We start from the raw sequence: 15,988 nt of genomic DNA on the forward strand, positions 1-15,988 counted from the left end.
TATTGGATCCATTTGCTCGCGCCTGGCTTCGACAGTATGTAAAACTATTGTGCCATCACCGTTCAAGGACGAATATCACCATGCAAGGGCAGCATCCGCTTATTGAAAAGCTTTTTGAATTTGTCCATGCCGAGCGCGATGCGAACCTTCAGCAACTCTTGCAAACCTGGCAGCGCCCATTACATGAGAAGCTTGAAAAGGGTTTGACCCAAGGTTTCATATGCCTTGAAAAAGCCGACAAATCCACCTGTCTCTGGGCTTACTTGGATGAGAGCGAATCGCGCTTTCGTGAAGGGGATATGCTGCGCTTGCACCTGGGTGATCCGTCTACCGGATTGTTATGCGCCCGGATGACCTTTGAACGCGAAGAAGAAGGTCGATGGTTACTGAGCGAGAAACTGGCTAATACGGTATGGGATAACTATCAGGGCGGACCTTGCTATGCAGATATGGACGCACTGGACCTGACGCCTCGCTATGAAAAAGCCCTGGAAGACATCGCCGATTCAATCGATACCGACAATCTGATTATCCCGCTGCTCAGCGATACGCCAGTCATCACCTTCAACGACTCGGATCTGGATTACGCCGAAGATTTCGCCATCAAAAACAAGTGTAACGAGCTTCAAGTCCGGGCGGTTGCCATGGCGTTTGCCACCGAGCAAATTGCTTGCATTCAAGGCCCGCCGGGCACCGGCAAGACTCGGGCGCTGGCTCTGATTGCCCAACTACTGGTCGAGCGTCAGGAGCGGGTATTCGTCACCTCTCACACGCACATGGCCATTAACAATGCCCTGGCAAAAATTGCCGAGCGCAAGATACCGACAGTGAAGATTGGTGGCCGTCCCGAGGATGTAAGCAAAAACGTTGATTGGGCAAGAACACCCGCCGACTGGGAAAAGCTGCCTGTGGACGGAAGCGGCTATGTGATCGGCGCAACGCCGTTCGCCACTTACAGTCAGCTCGAACATTTCAAGTTCGATACAGTGATCTTCGACGAAGCCAGTCAAATCACCCTTCCCCTCGCGCTGATGGCCATGCGCAAAGGCAGACGGTTTATCTTCATTGGAGACCAGAAACAACTGCCACCGGTGCTGTTGTCCCAGTCGATTCTCTCTGGCGAATCGATGTCGATCTTCGGCCGCCTCACTTCGCAGACAGCCGACCATACGATCATGCTGGAAGAGACCTATCGAATGAACCAGTGGCTGACCGAATGGCCGAGCCACAGCTACTACAAAGGCAAGTTACGCGCAGCGGGCCCCAATAAAGAGCGACGCTTCAACTGTGTCGATATCGCGCCCCCGATGGATCGCGTATTTGATCCAGACGCAAGTGCCGTATTTATTCCCACCACTGACAGAACGGCAAAAACCCGCAATTATCGGGACGCCCAGCAGGTACTTGAACTCTGCAAAACCGCCCATGCCATGGGCGTCGAGCTATCGGATATTGGTATTGTCACACCTTACCGGGCTCAGGGCCGAGCGATTCGAACGTTGTTGACGCGTCATTTCGGACGCGAACTCGCCCGTACCATTGTCGCCGATACCGTTGAACGCATGCAGGGACAGGAACGCGAACTGATCATCGTATCATTGGCCACCGGCGACGAGGCGTTCCTGGGTGCTGTCGCAGAGTTTTTTTTCCAGCCTGAGCGCCTGAACGTGTCCATCACCCGGGCCATGACCAAACTGATCATTATCGGGCCCGAGCTGGCTCAGGGAATTGAATGCAGTAACAGCATCACGCAGCGGTGGGCCGATGAGTATTTGGATCTGATTGGTCGATGCCGCAAGGTGGCGCTGCCTCTATGACTCTTTTTATCCCTGAATGGCAGCGCAGCACTGGCGCATATGTTCACGTAAAACGTACGTTGCGCAAACTGGACGATAGCCACGTGGTACGCCAATGCCTCGCTCGCGAAGCCTGGGCACCCGACCTCTTCCTCCAGCATGCGCAACATCAATGGCTGGCCATTGTGTTGTGTGAAATCTCTTTTGAAGCACTGGACCCCGATCAACTGTTCGCTACTACCGAACAGCAGTCTTTTGCAGAGCTGGTTTCACGCCTCGAAGCGACCGAGCCCAACGAGATGCCGACCGGGCAACGAATCGGCAAACTGATCATCATGTGGAACTGCACGCCCGAACAGACCAAACGCCTGTGGGAGCACTACTCAAGGTCAGGCGGCCCGCGGCTCATGTCCAAAAGCACTTTTCTGGAGTGCGGCCATGAACAACTGGCCAAGTTATTCGGCTCGCTGAGCCACGATGCCAGCGATACGCTCATGGGACATTACTTTCCAGAAGCCGAAATAGCCGGGATCTGCACAACTCGCCGGCATCGCTTGCGAGATAACTCAGCGAAGACCACACGTTATTTCCTGGACACTCAACAAGAATGGGCCAGTAAGTTGGATCTGGAACTGCCTGAGGAGCAAACGCAGACCTTGAATGACTTCTCGGTGCGGCTGGTCAACGGCGTTGCGGGAAGCGGCAAGACGCTGATTGCCGCTAACCGGGCGTTGATCCTGGCGAAGAAATTTCCAGATCAGAAGATATTGATGCTGATCCACAATGTGCCAGTGGTCAAAGACCTCAAGCACCGCCTGAAAAAGGCGAGTCCGGAGGGTTTGCCACGCAACCTGACCATCATGACCGCGCTGGCCTGGATACGGCAGCAATGGGTGAACCATTTCGAACCGCAACCAGAGATGGCATTCCCCAAAACGGTAACCAGCCAAATTGCCCATTATCGAACGTTTTTTCCGAACTTGAAGTCCGCAGATGAGCAACTGCTGGACGAGTTCGATTTCATCAATGAGTCGCTGATTTGCGACGAGCAAGGTTATCTGGATGCCGAACGCGCCGGTCAAGGGTTTGCCTTGCGCAAGGAAGAACGGGTACAAGTGTGGGCGCTCTACACGCAGGTCACTGATGCGCTGCGCAAGCAAGGCTCTCGCCTATGGAGCTCATTGTCCCGGGATTTGTGTCTGACGAAGCTCGACAAACTCGATAAATATCAGCACATCCTCATAGACGAAGCTCAGTTCTTCGCGCCGACCTGGTTCCAACTGGTCAAAAGCACCTTGCTCGACTCCGAGGGCAGCCTGTTTTTATGTGCCGACCCCAATCAGGGCTTTTTGAAAAGCCGACTCAGTTGGAAGCGTGTAGGCCTGGATGTGGCGGGTAAAACCAAGAAGCTTCATCATTCCTATCGAACTACCCAGGCGCTATTGCGGGCAGCAGGTCTTGTCCTGGCCGAATTTACTCAAACCGACCCGGACGATTATCTGCAGCCAGACTTTAATGGCATGGATGAAGGCATCGCCCCGCTATTGATCCAATCAGACACCCCCCAGGATGCGGTTATACAGGCCTGTAACGAAATAACGGAGTACTTGCAAACTGAGCAGATCAATCTTTCGAACATGCTTGTTCTATATGGCCGGGACACCAATAAGAAGCTGCTGTTCAAAGCGCTGAGCGATCGATTCGGCCGGCGTAAAGTCTGGGATCTGAACAGCATGGAGGCTGTCCATGTGGACGCCGATAACCTGCGTGTTTCCACTCTGGACACCGCTACCGGGCTTGAAGCCAGCGTGGTGTTGCTGTTGGGCCTGGAGAAACTCATGAAAGAGACGGCCCAGGCGGGCTTGCTGTCTGCCCAGGAGCGCGAACAGAACTCACGCAAACTTTATATGGCAATGACAAGAGCGGGTCAGCGATTGATCCTGATCTCTACGACGCGGCTGCCAACAAGCATCGCCAGCCTGTTCCTGAACACACAACAAGCATGACCGTCAGGCAATCGTGTTGAACCTGAGGACGGTTTTGGCATCGTATCTACCGGTACTTGCCCCGCCCTTTCAAACAGCCGTTTTTCAGGTTGTTGCCATCGGGGCTTTCGATACTCCTTCATGCCCTTGAGTGGCTGCCGGCCCTCGGGTAATGTCAACAGACCCATAGGACAGAGCACGCACATGACTTCCAAGCTGGAACAACTCAAGCAATTCACTACCGTCGTGGCCGATACCGGCGATTTCGAAGCTATTGCACGTATCAAGCCGGTGGATGCCACTACTAACCCTTCCCTGCTGCTCAAGGCTTCGGCGATGCACGGTTATGCCGAGCTGTTGAACGCCTGTGTGGCGGACTGCAAGGGCGATGTCGGCCTTGCCAGCGACCGTTTTGGCGTGGCGGTTGGCAAAGAGATCCTGAAAGTGATTCCTGGACGTATTTCCACTGAGGTGGACGCACGCCTGTCGTTCGATACCGATGCCATGTTGAAACGCGCCCATCGATTGGTCGATCTCTATGAAAAAGCCGGCGTTGGCCGTGATCGCGTGCTGATCAAGATCGCCTCCACATGGGAAGGCATCCGCGCAGCCGAACAATTGGAGCGCGAAGGTATCCAGTGCAACCTGACCCTGCTGTTTTCCTTCGCTCAGGCCGCTGCCTGCGCCGATGCCGGGGTGTTCCTGATTTCACCGTTCGTGGGTCGCATCTACGACTGGTACAAGAGGGCCAATGGCAACGACTACACCGGCGCCGATGACCCTGGCGTGCAGTCGGTAACCCGCATCTACAACTACTACAAGGCCAATGACTACAAGACCGTGGTCATGGGCGCCAGCTTCCGCAACCTCAACCAGATCGAGCAGTTGGCCGGTTGCGATCGCTTGACCGTCAGCCCGGAGTTGCTGGAAAAGCTGGCCACCGACGAGGGCAAGCTGGAGCGCAAACTGGCACCAGGACAAACCGGCGAAGCGCGCTTGAGCCTCAACGAAGCGCAGTTCCGTTGGCTGTCCAACGAAGACGCCATGGCGACCGAGAAACTGGCTGAAGGTATCCGCCAGTTTGCCCGGGACCAGGAAAAGCTGGAGGCGTTGTTGCAAGCCAAGCTTTGAGCTGATCCGGCGGCATGCAAAAGGGGCGAATCCTGAGGGATTCGCCCCTTTTGCTTTTTGTGGGAGTGGGCTTGCCCGCGAAGAGCCCATCACTCCAATGGATGATTGAGGATCGTCAGCCTCCAGGTCGCTCCAGCGCATTCACCAGATCATGGAAAGCTTCACGATTGGACTCGTTCAGCCCCATCAGGATCTTGTGGGCTTCGAGCACCTTGATCCGCACATCTTCCTCGGATTGGTCCTGATCTGGCAGATCGTCCAGGCACTCGGGGCATGGTATTGGGTCGCCGACGATGTTGAACACCTGATCGAAACCCATCGACTGCAGCAGGCGGGTAATGTCGCTGTGGGTGGTGACGACGGTCGGCAGCAGGCCGACCTTTTGCCGCGACAGGATCGACAATTTGGCCAGCAGGCCGAGGGTGGTGCTGTCGATACTGCGGGTTTCAGTCAGGTCGATCACGATGGCATTGAAGTTCAATGCAGTGAAGATCCGCTCAATAGTCGCATCCAGCGCCGAACACAGGGTCAGACGCACTTCACCGACGAACTTCAGGACAAATGTGCCGTCCTGCTCGGCGAACTGGATTCTACCGGTACTCATCAAAGGTTCCTGCTCAACACTAACAGGGCGATATCATCCGGCATCTCCCCTAGCGTAGCTAATCCAAACACTTGCCGCAGACCTTCCAGGCTGCCGCCCGCAGCACTTACCCGCTCGGGCAAGGCTGCTTCTTTCTCTTTGAGTGTAGGCTCAGACAAAAGATCCAGAATGCCATCAGACATCAGCGTCAAACTGAACACAGGTGGCAACTCCAGTACGTGATCCTCGTAGGTCGCCTCGTTGAACAGGCCTACCGGCAAACCACGTCCTTCCAGATAACGAACACTGTCGGGGGTGTACAACACAGGCAACGGCAGATGGCCGCCGATGCTATAAGTCAACAAACCCGTTTCCTCGTCGATGACTCCACCGACCATGGTGACATGTTTACCCAGCTTACAGCTGATCAGGCCCCGGTTGATATGCCCCAGGACCTCTGACGGCTTGAACTCCGGCAGCGTGCCATTGCGCTTGGACTCGAACAGCAGGCGCGTGGTCATGAACTTCAACAGCACCGTCACGAACGCCGACGAGGCGCCATGGCCGGAGACATCCGCCAGGTAGAACGCCACTCGTCGCTCATCGACCCGGAAATAATCCACGAAATCGCCCGACAGGTATAACGACGGGATGATTTGATGGGCGAAACGGAAGCCGTCCACGGCCCAGGGACTGACCGGCAACATGTTCATCTGCACCTGCCGCCCGGCGTTCTGGTCCTCCTGCAGCAGGTTCAAGCTGGCTTCCAACTCACGGTTGGCGGTTTCCAGTTTCTCGCGGTAGCGCTGGTTTTCCACCAACAGGCGCGAACGGTCCAGGGCCCGGCGCACGGAATGTTCGAGCACAGCCAGGTCTTCGAGGGGCTTGATCAGGTAATCCGCCGCGCCCAGGCGCAAGGCCTCGACCGCGTCGTTCATCACGCCCGCGCCCGAGACCACGATGACCGGTGTCTGTGCGGAAATCTCGGTAACCTGACGAATGAGTTCGAGTCCGCCCATCTGCGGCATGCGTAGATCGCAGATGACCAGGTCGGGCTTGTCTTGCTCGAACACCTGGAGACCCTGTTGGCCGTTACTGGCCTGCAGGACGCTGAAACCACTGTCTTCCAAGTAGGCAGCGAGGCTGGCTCGCACCACTTCGTCATCATCGATTATCAGCAGCGTGGCACTGGTTTTTGGCATGTGGGCAAACGGCGCCAGAATTGGGTTGGCGTAGCAGGCTGGGCTGTCGGGCCGGGCACACACTACTGGATTCGCTTTCTAGCCTCTCTGTCGTACAGGTTTCAGGCCTTTGGCCTACACACCATTACATCAGAGGTGCCCTTCTAAGGCGCAGACGGTACTCCCATCCGCGGGGCGTTTCAAGCTCATGCAGATCGCCGCTCGCCCTCTTTATTTGTCAAAGTACAGAGAGTTATAAGAACCGAGCGAAGCGTAACTCAATGGAAGGACAAATCCCCAAAAACACGAAGGGCGGCCCGTCAAGCCGCCCTCCAACAGAGTCGAAGATCAGAAATCGTCTTCGACTTGGCCGTCCTTGACCTTGAATTCGCGGTTTTGCAAGAAAGCGTTGCGGATGAACACGTATTTGTCGCCGCTCACCAATTTTTCGGCCGACAGCAGGCTCGCGCGGGTGTCGACAATGTTCAGGCCGAAAATAGAATTACGCACCGAGACGTTATCGATATAGGGATAGGGGGTGGTGTAGCTGTCCACGAACCTGGCCGGCGCATCACGCAAGGTGCTGGGGCCCAGCAGCGGCAGCATCACGTATGGACCGCTACCAACGCCCCAGTAGCCCAGGGTCTGGCCGAAGTCTTCGTCATTGCGCTGCAGGCCCATCTTGGTGCCCACGTCGAAGAAGCCCAACAGACCGAAGGTGGTGTTGAAGATCAATCGGGCAGTGTCGACTCCGGCGGCGGCCGGCTTGCCTTGCAGCACATCGTTGGCCAGGTTGCCCACGTCACCGATGTTGCGGAACATGTTATGGATGCCGTCTTCCAGGAATTGCGGCGTCACGTATTGATACCCCTGCGCCAGCGGCTTGAGCGCATAAGTGTCGACAGTGTCGTTGAAGGTGAAGATCGGACGGTTGATGCTTTCCCAAGGGTCGTCTTCCGTAGCGGCCTGGGAGGCGAACGGTACCAGCAGGACACTCGCGGAAAGACACAGCTGAGCTAGACGATGGCTCCAGCGCATAGGGGAAAACTCCTTGGATGATTCAGGCTAGGGCGCCAAGCCCAGGCGGTGAGGCCGCTAGTATAAAGCGGAACGTGCCGATAGGCAGCATAGGAATAAGAACCTGCCCGTAGGACATTTCCTACATCAAACGCGTTCATTTCAATGTCACCGGACTGTCATGGAGGGCCGGTAGGCTCCCGGTTATTTCAAGGACGTTCCCATGCCTCGCGCCGAAGCTCTGCCCCTCCCCGTCCTCGACCTCACCGCCGTATTGTTTGGCCTGAGCGGGTGCCTGGTAGATTTCGGGGCACGCGCTCGCCAGCCTGGAGCAACGTCGGCCGAGCATGCGCAACCGACACCCGGTGCGCTCGAAAGCCTGCATCGCTTGCAACTTCAGAAGATCCCCTGCGCCTGGCTCGATGAACTGCCCCCCACCGTCAGTCATGGCCTGGCGGCTTCGTTGCCAGCATGGATCAAGCCTCCGCAACTTCCTGCAACAAATAATCCGTGGCCTGCTCCTCACGCCTGCTGGCAAGCATTGATGGCGCTGAATGTCCAGCAATTGGACGGATGCGTACTGGTCAGCGGTGAACCCGGATTATTGCAGTCGGGGCTCAACGCCGGGTTGTGGACCATCGGACTCGCCTCCTGCGGCTCGCTGTGCGGCCTGACGCCCGGCGAATGGCAAGCCCTGAGCGAGCAACAACGAGAAGCCAAGCGAGCCAAGGCAACGGTTCAGATGTTCAGCCTGGGTGTACATTCAGTGATCGACCATCTGGGAGAACTCGACACCTGCCTGGCCGATATCTGCCAACGTCGATTCAAAGGCGAGAAGCCCTGACCCTGATCATGCAGCAGGCGTGAGGGTGGATTACTCTTAAGGCAAGCCACGGACTTTTGACGCACCGTCGCGGTCCATGGCTGTGCCGATCAATAAGGAGTACGCCATGCCTGGCCGCGAAGAACTGCAAGAAAAGCTCAACAACCTGCGCGTTCAATTGGATCAGGACCCGCCACTTTCTGAACCGGACCGCGAGCACCTGCAACAGCTGATGAGCCAGATCGAGGCCGAAATTGCGCTGGAAAACACCCTTCAGGACACCAGCCTGGTCGACGGCGTGAACCTGGCCGTGGAACGATTCGAAATCAGTCATCCCGCCGTTGCCGGAACGCTGCGCAATATCATGCTGACGCTGGGCAATATGGGTATCTGATCAGTCTCGCCAGCGGGACACGAACCTGCAATGACCTCTTGTGGGAGCAAGCCTGCTCGCGATTGCTCCCACACATTCTACATCGAGGCAAGCTGATCCGACGCTTTCGCGGGCTGGCTAGCTCCCGCAGAACTCTTATTGACGAACCAGACGACGGTTCGGCAACTGCACCGTTTCTGTGCTGCGATAGGGATTGATGTCCAGCCCACCCCGGCGTACATACCGCGCATACACCGTCAATTTCTCCGGCTTGAGCAAGCGCTGCAGGTCGAGAAAGATCCGTTCAACGCATTGCTCATGGAAATCCGAATGCTGGCGAAAGCTGACGATGTAGGCCAACAAGCTGGCGTGATCCAGGGCCGCGCCGCGATATTCCACCGCCACGCTGCCCCAGTCCGGCTGGCTGGTGACTGGGCAGTTGGATTTGAGCAAGTGGCTGTGCAGGCTTTCCTCGACGATGCGCGACGCGTCGCAACGCAGCAATTCCGGACGCGGATGCGCGTAAGAATCGACGCTGATATCCAGGTCATCGATGCACGTGCCGGGCAGTGCCACCACACCTTCACTTTCCACGTCCTCGAGGCTGCGAATCCGCACCTCCACCGGTTTGCCGGCCGCGGCCGACAAGTCCTCGCGCAAGGTCGCTTCCAAGCTTGCGTTATCGGCGAACGGAGTCTGGTTCAAGGAATTGAGGTACAGCTTGAAGGACTTGGACTCAATGATGTTGGGAGAGTCCGCCGGGATCGCGAATTCACCGATCGCCACCACTGGTTTGCCGGAGGGTAATAACCACGACAGCTCGAAACAGTTCCAGAAATCCACGCCCTTGTACGGCAGGGTTTCGGCCGTCAGGCCCAGCTCTGCCCATTTCGCGGTGCGCGGGATCGGGAACAACAGTGACGGCGTGTACGTGGCGATATATTCGCTGGACTTGCCCAGCGGCGAGTGTTCGGCTGCGGGATGCATGACGGAAACCTGACTGAAGAATCAGCGGATTCTATCAGCCTTTACCGCAGCCTTTGAGTGCTTACTGTCTGACGGTCAGGCCCCCTTTCATTCCAGCCTGGTAATGGCCGGGGATATTGCAGGCAAACTCCAGGCGGGTGGCCTGGCTGAACGTCCATGTCAGTTCAGCCGTCTTGCCCGGCTCCACCAATACGCTGTTGGGGTCATCGTGGCGCATACCGGCCTGATCGTGTCCCATCGAGCCGTGAGTCATTGAGCCATGATCCATGGCCGGCGCCATCGCGGTGGGCGTCAATTGCCCGCTTTGTTGCATCTTCAGCATTTCTTGCTGGTGCTCGGCGTGCATCGTCACATCGCCCAGATTGAATTCATGCAACAACTGTCCTTTATTGATCAGCACGAACCGCACGGTTTCGCCAGTCTTGATGTCGAGTTCGCGGGGGTTGAAGGTCATGTCTCCCATGACCACCTTAATGCTGCGGCTCGCCTCGGCAGCCGATGCCGGACGGCCAAATTCAAAATGTCGGCCCGGCGACGCCCACGACGACGCACTGAAGGCCAGCGCACAAGCAGCCACGATCAAACGTTTCCCCATCAACATGTCCATACTCCAATCGGATTAGGTTCAGCCTGTGGGAAACTCTATCCTTACAGCGCTGCCAGTCGGCTGACAGCTCGATTACAACTTTGTCAGCTTGCGTCGCGACGGTACCTGCTGCGGTATAAAGCTGCGTCCAACAATGTCTGGGGCTGTGCATGAAACTGCTGATCGTCGAAGACCAAACGAAAACCGGTCAATACCTGCGCCAGGGCCTGAGCGAAGCCGGGTTCAATGCCGACCTGGTGGCCGATGGCATCACGGGCCAGCAACTGGCCCTGAGCGGCGATTACGCTCTGTTGATTCTCGATGTGATGCTGCCCGGCCGTGACGGCTGGCAGATTCTGCAGGCGGTCCGCGGCGCCGGGCTGGATACACCCGTGCTGTTTCTCACGGCACGAGACGCGGTTCAGGACCGGGTGCATGGCCTGGAACTGGGCGCCGACGACTATCTGGTCAAGCCCTTCGCCTTTTCCGAATTGCTGGCGCGCGTGCGAAGCCTGTTGCGTCGGGGCAGTTCGACGCCTCTGGAAACCAGCCTGCAACTGGCGGATCTGCGTCTGGACCTGATCCGTCGCCGCGTCGAACGCAGTGGTCGGCGCATCGACCTTACCGCCAAGGAGTTCGCCTTGCTGGAAATGCTCCTGCGTCGACAGGGCGAAGTGCTGCCCAAGTCGCTGATCGCTTCGCAAGTCTGGGACATGAATTTCGACAGTGATACCAACGTCATCGAAGTCGCGATCCGGCGACTGAGGATCAAGATTGACGACGACTTTCCCTGCAAGCTCATTCACACCGTACGCGGCATGGGCTATGTGCTTGAAGAGCGCAGCCTGTGAAAAGCCAGTGGTCATTGAGCAGTCGCCTCGCGCTGTTGTTTGCCGCGTGTACCGCCGTGGTCTCGTTGTTTGCCGGATTGCTGTTCAGCCGCGGCAGCGAGGCGCACTTCATCGAGCTGGATCAACAGCTGCTGGAAGGCAGGCTGATCGGCCTGCGCCGAACCGTACAAGGTCTCGACGCCGAGCAGCTGCGCAGGCGCTTGGAGGACGAACTGAGTCGCCAGTCCGATCTGGCGTTGCGTATCAAGGACAGCAACGGCGTACGCTGGTATGACAGTTCGATCCGGATTCCGGCGCAACTACCGGAAAGACCCGGCCTGTCGACCCTCAGCGACGCGGACAGCGATTATCGGGTGCTCAATGCACCGCTCGATCCCGGTCGTCCAGGCTCGCCGCAACTGACACTGCTGCTGGACATCACGCATCATCAGCACTTCCTGCAACGCATGCAGCGCCTGATCTGGCTGACAGTAGGACTTTCCGCCCTGGCCACCGCCCTGCTCGGTGCCTGGGCCGCACGACGCGCCCTGCGACCTTTACGCCGCATGGGGACAATCGCCGGTAATGTCTCGGCCCGCTCCCTCAACGCCCGCCTGCCCCAGGAACAAATGCCTGCCGAACTGGCCGAACTGGCCCACAGCATCAACGCCATGCTCGCACGCCTCGACGACGCCTTTCAGCGGCTCTCGGCATTCTCCGCCGACATCGCTCATGAGCTGCGCACGCCACTGTCGAACCTGCTGACCCATACCCAGGTCACCCTCACCCGCGAACGCTCCCTGGAGGATTACCGCGAGGCGCTGCACAGCAACCTTGAAGAATTGCAATGGATGGCGCAAATGGTCAACGACATGCTATTCCTGGCCAAGGCCGACCACGGCCTGCTGGCACCCAACCGTGAGCGATTGGCCCTGGCTGAGGAAATCGATGTGCTGCTGGAATTCTTCGCGCCCTTGGCCGAGGACGTCGGTGTCCGGTTGAACCGGGAAGGCGATGGTCGTGTCGAGGGAGACCGCAGCATGCTCCGCCGGGCCTTTTCCAACCTGCTGGACAATGCCTTGCGCTTCACCCCCGCCGACGGCGAAGTGCGAATACGGATCATCGACGGCCCGCATGTGCTGAAAATCCATGTGGAGAACAGCGGCGAAGGCATCCCGGCGGACTTGCTGCCGCGCCTGTTCGATCGTTTCTACCGCGCCGACCCGGCCCGCCAGGAAGGCAGCAGCGAACACGCCGGGCTGGGCCTGGCCATCACCCGCTCGATCATTCGTGCTCACGGTGGGGACATCCATTGTGAATCAGTCGATGGCTGGACGCGGTTCATGATTGAGTTGCCAAAGGCTGATTGAGCACCCACCAACCTGTGGCGAGGGGATTCGTTCCTTCGCCACAGAAAGCTACGTCGACGTCAGGAATACCGCAACGCCTGCGCCGGCTCGGTCTTTGCCGCACGCCAGGCCGGGTAGATCGTGGCGAGGAAGCTCAGGATGAAACCTGCCGAACAGATCAACACCACGTCGCCACGCTGAAGCTCCGACGGCAGGTTGCTGACGAAATAAACGTCGGAACTGAAGATGTGCTGACCACTGACGCGCTCCAGCCAGCCCACCAGCTCACTGACATTCAACGCCGCGATCACACCCAGTACGCCGCCGATCACCGTGCCGACGATACCGATCACTGTGCCCTGGACCATGAAGATCGCCATGATCTGCCGTGGCGTGGCACCGATGGTTCGCAGGATCGCGATGTCCGCGCCCTTTTCGTTCACCACCATGATCAGGGTCGCGATGATGTTGAACGCCGCCACCGCGACGATCATCAGCAACAGCAGTCCGATCATGGTCTTTTCCATTTTCATTGCGCTGAACAGGCTGCCCTGGGTGTGGGTCCAGTCGTCGGCCTTGAACCCGGCGCCCAGACTCGCGGCGATGTCACCGGAAACCTTCGGCGCGGCGTACAGATCCTTCACCGCCAGGCGCACGCTCTGCACCTGGTCCGGCTGCCAGTGCTGCATTTGCGCGGCGTCGGCCAGGTGAATCAGCGCCATGGAGCCATCCAGCTCGGCGCCCACCTTGAACACACCCACCACGTTCAGTCGCTGCATGCGTGGAGTGATTCCCCCCGGCGCGGTGCTGACTTCCGGCACGATCAAGGTCAGTTTGTCGCCGACGTTCAAACGGAAGCGCCGAGCCGTGATTTCACCGATCACCACACCATATTCGCCCGGCTTCAGGGCATCGAGACGCCCCTGGACGATATGCTGGGCCACGATGGAGACCTTGCCTTCCTGCGCAGGATCGATACCGCTGATCTGGATCGGCTGCATCGAACCTTTATGACTCAACATGCCTTCCATCTCGGTGAACGGCACGGCGGCCGTTACCTCGGGATTTTTCAGCGCCGCGGCGGCCACCGGCTGCCAATCGTCAATGGGATTGACCCCGACAATGGTGGCGTGGGGCACCATGCCCAGGATGCGCGAGCTCATTTCACGCTGAAAGCCGTTCATCACCGAGAGCACCACGATCATCGCCAGCACACCCAGGGCGAGGCCGATCATCGACGTCATGGAGATGAACGAAACGAAGCGATTGCGGCGCTTGGCACGGGTATAGCGCGTGCCGATAAAGATCGATAACGGTCTGAACATTCGGGGCACCGTAAAAGAATGAATGACCCGGTGCATGCATCCAGCGCCGGGTTCCGGTCGGTCAGATAGGCGTCAGGCAACCTTCCTGCAGATGCAGGACACGATCCATCTGCCGGGCCAGGTTCATGTCGTGGGTGACCACCAGGAAGGCGGTGCGCAACGAGGTACTGAGCTCCAGCATCAGATCCTGAATGCCTTGGGCAGTGTGGGAGTCGAGGTTGCCGGTCGGCTCATCGAGCATCACCAGCCCTGGCTTGTTGACCAGGGCCCGGGCAATCGCCACCCGCTGGCGCTCGCCGCCGGACAGTTCGGCCGGCTTGTGTTCCAGGCGATGCCCGAGACCGACCCTCTCCAGCAACGCGGTGGCGCGCTGACGGGCCTCGGGGATCGCGGTGCTACCGATCAACAGCGGCATGCAGACGTTTTCCAGCGCAGTGAATTCAGGCAGCAAATGGTGGAACTGGTAGACGAAGCCCAGGGAGCGGTTTCGCAGCAAGCCTCGGCCCTTCTCGTTCAACGCGGAAAGCTCCTCGCCCGCCAGCCAGACACTGCCGGCGGTCGGCGTGTCGAGCCCCCCCAGCAAGTTGAGCAAGGTACTCTTGCCCGACCCGGAAGTACCGACAATCGCCACGCGCTCGCCGGGATGCAGCTCCAGTTGCAGGCCCGACAACACCACCACCGACTCTGGCCCTTCCTCGTAGGATTTGCTCAGATTGCGGCAGCTCAAGATTGCTTTTTCACTCATGCCCGACTCACTCATAACGTAACGCCTCCGCCGGCTGGGTGCGCGCGGCACGCCAGGCTGGATACAGGGTGGCGAGGAAACTCAGGACCAACGCGGCGCCGCACACCATCAACACATCATCGGCCTGCAATTGTGAAGGCAGGTAGTCGATGAAATAGACGTCGGCGTTGAGAAATTTGTGCCCGATCAGGCTTTCGAGGCCAGCAATCGCGGCGCTGACATTCAATGCCGCGAACATGCCGACCAGGGCGCCGACGAGCGTACCGATCACGCCGATGACCGTGCCCTGGACCATGAAGATCCGCATGATCTGACCCGGCGTGGCGCCCAATGTGCGCAGGATGGCGATGTCGCCCTTCTTGTCGTTCACCACCATCACCAGCGTGGAAATGATGTTGAACGCCGCAACGGCGACGATCAGCAGCAACAGCAGCCCGATCATGGCCTTTTCCATCCGGATCGCCTGGTACAGATTACCGTGGGTACGGGTCCAGTCACGGGCGTAGTAGCGGTCTTCGCCGAGTTGCTGGGCAATGGTCCACGCGACACGCGGCGCCTGGAACAGATCGTCGAACTTCAATCGCAGCCCCTGAACCTGATCCGGCTTCCAGCGATGCAGACGCGCCAGGTCCTGAAGGTTGGTGACGCCCAGGTAGCCGTCGAGTTCACCGGCGCCGACATGGAAAATGCCGACCACAGTAAAGCGCTTCATGCGCGGGAACATGCCGCCCGGGGTCACGGTGACTTCCGGGGCGACAAAGGTCAACTTGTCGCCAATGGCTACGCCGAGCTTGGCCGCGGCCTTGTCGCCGATGACGATGCCGAAGCCGCCCGGCGCCAGGTCATCGAGTTTCCCCTGTTTCATGAAATTGTCGATGATCGACACATTCCGCTCGAGCCCGGGGTCGATGCCGTTGAGCAAGACCTTGGACACCTTGCCATCGTTGGTCAGCAGCCCCTGCATCTGGGTGAACGGCGCCACGGCCAGCACCTGCGGGTTCCGCTTGACCTTGTCGGCCAGGGTCGGCCAGTCGCTGATGGCTTCGCCGGATTCCAGCGTCGCATGGGGCACCATGCCGAGCACGCGGGTGCGCATCTCATGGTCGAAGCCGTTCATCACCGACAGCACGACGATCATCACGACCACGCCAAGGGCCAGCCCGATGATGGACGTCAGGGAAATGAACGATACGAAATGATTGCGACGTTTTGCACGGGTATAACGCGTGCCGATAAATACGAAGAGAGGTCTGAACATGTCGGGGCTTGTTCGGAGG

At 58.4% G+C, this 15,988-nt stretch carries 15 protein-coding genes; 7 read left to right on the top strand and 8 right to left on the bottom strand.

What is annotated here, in order from left to right; all coding sequences use genetic code 11:
* Positions 1–80 precede the first annotated feature (80 nt).
* The 3 genes from LCU97_RS00930 to tal all read left to right on the top strand — a co-directional run bounded on the left by LCU97_RS00930 (position 81) and on the right by tal (position 4,912).
* A complete protein-coding gene (locus tag LCU97_RS00930; RefSeq protein WP_232775356.1) occupies positions 81–1,817 on the top strand; it encodes a DEAD/DEAH box helicase in 1,737 nt (578 codons plus the stop codon).
* Entirely contained in the window at positions 1,814–3,802 is a 1,989-nt protein-coding gene (locus LCU97_RS00935) for a UvrD-helicase domain-containing protein (RefSeq protein ID WP_232775357.1), read from the top strand. The genes LCU97_RS00930 and LCU97_RS00935 overlap by 4 nt, the downstream gene beginning before the upstream one ends.
* Positions 3,803–3,985: 183 nt before the next feature.
* Complete coding sequence (gene tal, locus LCU97_RS00940; RefSeq protein WP_232775358.1) at positions 3,986–4,912, top strand: transaldolase; 927 nt, start codon at positions 3,986–3,988, stop codon at positions 4,910–4,912.
* A gap of 115 nt (positions 4,913–5,027) precedes the next feature.
* Here the strand turns inward: tal and rssC are convergent, their stop codons facing one another.
* The 3 genes from rssC to LCU97_RS00955 all read right to left on the bottom strand — a co-directional run bounded on the left by rssC (position 5,028) and on the right by LCU97_RS00955 (position 7,714).
* Complete coding sequence (gene rssC, locus LCU97_RS00945; protein ID WP_053158614.1) at positions 5,028–5,516, bottom strand: anti-sigma factor antagonist RssC; 489 nt, start codon at positions 5,514–5,516, stop codon at positions 5,028–5,030.
* Positions 5,516–6,697, bottom strand: a complete 1,182-nt coding sequence (rssB, locus tag LCU97_RS00950; protein WP_053158617.1) for a two-component system response regulator RssB — start codon at positions 6,695–6,697, stop codon at positions 5,516–5,518. The genes rssC and rssB overlap by 1 nt, the downstream gene beginning before the upstream one ends.
* Positions 6,698–7,024: 327 nt before the next feature.
* Entirely contained in the window at positions 7,025–7,714 is a 690-nt protein-coding gene (locus tag LCU97_RS00955) for an MlaA family lipoprotein (protein WP_053158619.1), read from the bottom strand.
* Positions 7,715–7,916: 202 nt separating this feature from the next.
* On the opposite strand from LCU97_RS00955, the gene LCU97_RS00960 reads away from it, so the two are divergent.
* On the top strand, positions 7,917–8,537 hold the full coding sequence (locus LCU97_RS00960; RefSeq protein ID WP_232775359.1) for an HAD family phosphatase: 621 nt from the start codon (positions 7,917–7,919) through the stop codon (positions 8,535–8,537).
* A gap of 106 nt (positions 8,538–8,643) precedes the next feature.
* Positions 8,644–8,910 (top strand): DUF4404 family protein, encoded by a 267-nt coding sequence (locus LCU97_RS00965; protein ID WP_232775360.1) that lies wholly within the window; start codon positions 8,644–8,646, stop codon positions 8,908–8,910.
* Positions 8,911–9,045: 135 nt separating this feature from the next.
* Here LCU97_RS00965 and queF read toward each other — a convergent pair whose 3' ends face one another.
* Together queF and copI are read right to left on the bottom strand one after the other, a co-directional pair.
* Positions 9,046–9,876: an NADPH-dependent 7-cyano-7-deazaguanine reductase QueF gene (queF, locus tag LCU97_RS00970; protein ID WP_232775361.1), complete on the bottom strand. Its 831-nt coding sequence runs from the start codon at positions 9,874–9,876 to the stop codon at positions 9,046–9,048.
* 61 nt (positions 9,877–9,937) lie between these two features.
* Positions 9,938–10,477 (bottom strand): copper-resistant cuproprotein CopI, encoded by a 540-nt coding sequence (gene copI, locus LCU97_RS00975; RefSeq protein ID WP_232775362.1) that lies wholly within the window; start codon positions 10,475–10,477, stop codon positions 9,938–9,940.
* Positions 10,478–10,632: 155 nt separating this feature from the next.
* On the opposite strand from copI, the gene LCU97_RS00980 reads away from it, so the two are divergent.
* Together LCU97_RS00980 and LCU97_RS00985 are read left to right on the top strand one after the other, a co-directional pair.
* Positions 10,633–11,313: a heavy metal response regulator transcription factor gene (locus LCU97_RS00980; RefSeq protein ID WP_053158633.1), complete on the top strand. Its 681-nt coding sequence runs from the start codon at positions 10,633–10,635 to the stop codon at positions 11,311–11,313.
* Positions 11,310–12,662: a heavy metal sensor histidine kinase gene (locus LCU97_RS00985; RefSeq protein ID WP_053158636.1), complete on the top strand. Its 1,353-nt coding sequence runs from the start codon at positions 11,310–11,312 to the stop codon at positions 12,660–12,662. Before LCU97_RS00980 ends, LCU97_RS00985 begins: the two co-directional genes overlap by 4 nt.
* A 59-nt stretch (positions 12,663–12,721) precedes the next feature.
* Here the strand turns inward: LCU97_RS00985 and LCU97_RS00990 are convergent, their stop codons facing one another.
* From LCU97_RS00990 to LCU97_RS01000, 3 genes are all read right to left on the bottom strand, one after another.
* On the bottom strand, positions 12,722–13,966 hold the full coding sequence (locus LCU97_RS00990) for a lipoprotein-releasing ABC transporter permease subunit (protein WP_053158639.1): 1,245 nt from the start codon (positions 13,964–13,966) through the stop codon (positions 12,722–12,724).
* 61 nt (positions 13,967–14,027) lie between these two features.
* On the bottom strand, positions 14,028–14,711 hold the full coding sequence (lolD, locus tag LCU97_RS00995) for a lipoprotein-releasing ABC transporter ATP-binding protein LolD (RefSeq protein WP_232775363.1): 684 nt from the start codon (positions 14,709–14,711) through the stop codon (positions 14,028–14,030).
* 7 nt (positions 14,712–14,718) lie between these two features.
* On the bottom strand, positions 14,719–15,969 hold the full coding sequence (locus tag LCU97_RS01000; protein ID WP_053158644.1) for a lipoprotein-releasing ABC transporter permease subunit: 1,251 nt from the start codon (positions 15,967–15,969) through the stop codon (positions 14,719–14,721).
* Positions 15,970–15,988 lie beyond the last annotated feature (19 nt).

Source organism: Pseudomonas uvaldensis, from assembly GCF_021271205.1.
Classification (GTDB): Bacteria; Pseudomonadota; Gammaproteobacteria; order Pseudomonadales; family Pseudomonadaceae; genus Aquipseudomonas; species Aquipseudomonas uvaldensis.

Excerpts from the sequence above, each read along its gene's own strand:
- LCU97_RS00930 (WP_232775356.1), top strand. The coding sequence starts at position 81 with ATGCAAGGGCAGCATCCGCTTATTGAAAAGCTTTTTGAATTTGTCCAT.
- LCU97_RS00935 (WP_232775357.1), top strand. The coding sequence starts at position 1,814 with ATGACTCTTTTTATCCCTGAATGGCAGCGCAGCACTGGCGCATATGTT.
- tal (WP_232775358.1), top strand. The coding sequence starts at position 3,986 with ATGACTTCCAAGCTGGAACAACTCAAGCAATTCACTACCGTCGTGGCC.
- rssC (WP_053158614.1), bottom strand. The coding sequence starts at position 5,516 with ATGAGTACCGGTAGAATCCAGTTCGCCGAGCAGGACGGCACATTTGTC.
- rssB (WP_053158617.1), bottom strand. The coding sequence starts at position 6,697 with ATGCCAAAAACCAGTGCCACGCTGCTGATAATCGATGATGACGAAGTG.
- LCU97_RS00955 (WP_053158619.1), bottom strand. The coding sequence starts at position 7,714 with ATGCGCTGGAGCCATCGTCTAGCTCAGCTGTGTCTTTCCGCGAGTGTC.
- LCU97_RS00960 (WP_232775359.1), top strand. The coding sequence starts at position 7,917 with ATGCCTCGCGCCGAAGCTCTGCCCCTCCCCGTCCTCGACCTCACCGCC.
- LCU97_RS00965 (WP_232775360.1), top strand. The coding sequence starts at position 8,644 with ATGCCTGGCCGCGAAGAACTGCAAGAAAAGCTCAACAACCTGCGCGTT.
- queF (WP_232775361.1), bottom strand. The coding sequence starts at position 9,876 with ATGCATCCCGCAGCCGAACACTCGCCGCTGGGCAAGTCCAGCGAATAT.
- copI (WP_232775362.1), bottom strand. The coding sequence starts at position 10,477 with ATGTTGATGGGGAAACGTTTGATCGTGGCTGCTTGTGCGCTGGCCTTC.
- LCU97_RS00980 (WP_053158633.1), top strand. The coding sequence starts at position 10,633 with ATGAAACTGCTGATCGTCGAAGACCAAACGAAAACCGGTCAATACCTG.
- LCU97_RS00990 (WP_053158639.1), bottom strand. The coding sequence starts at position 13,966 with ATGTTCAGACCGTTATCGATCTTTATCGGCACGCGCTATACCCGTGCC.
- lolD (WP_232775363.1), bottom strand. The coding sequence starts at position 14,711 with ATGAGTGAAAAAGCAATCTTGAGCTGCCGCAATCTGAGCAAATCCTAC.
- LCU97_RS01000 (WP_053158644.1), bottom strand. The coding sequence starts at position 15,969 with ATGTTCAGACCTCTCTTCGTATTTATCGGCACGCGTTATACCCGTGCA.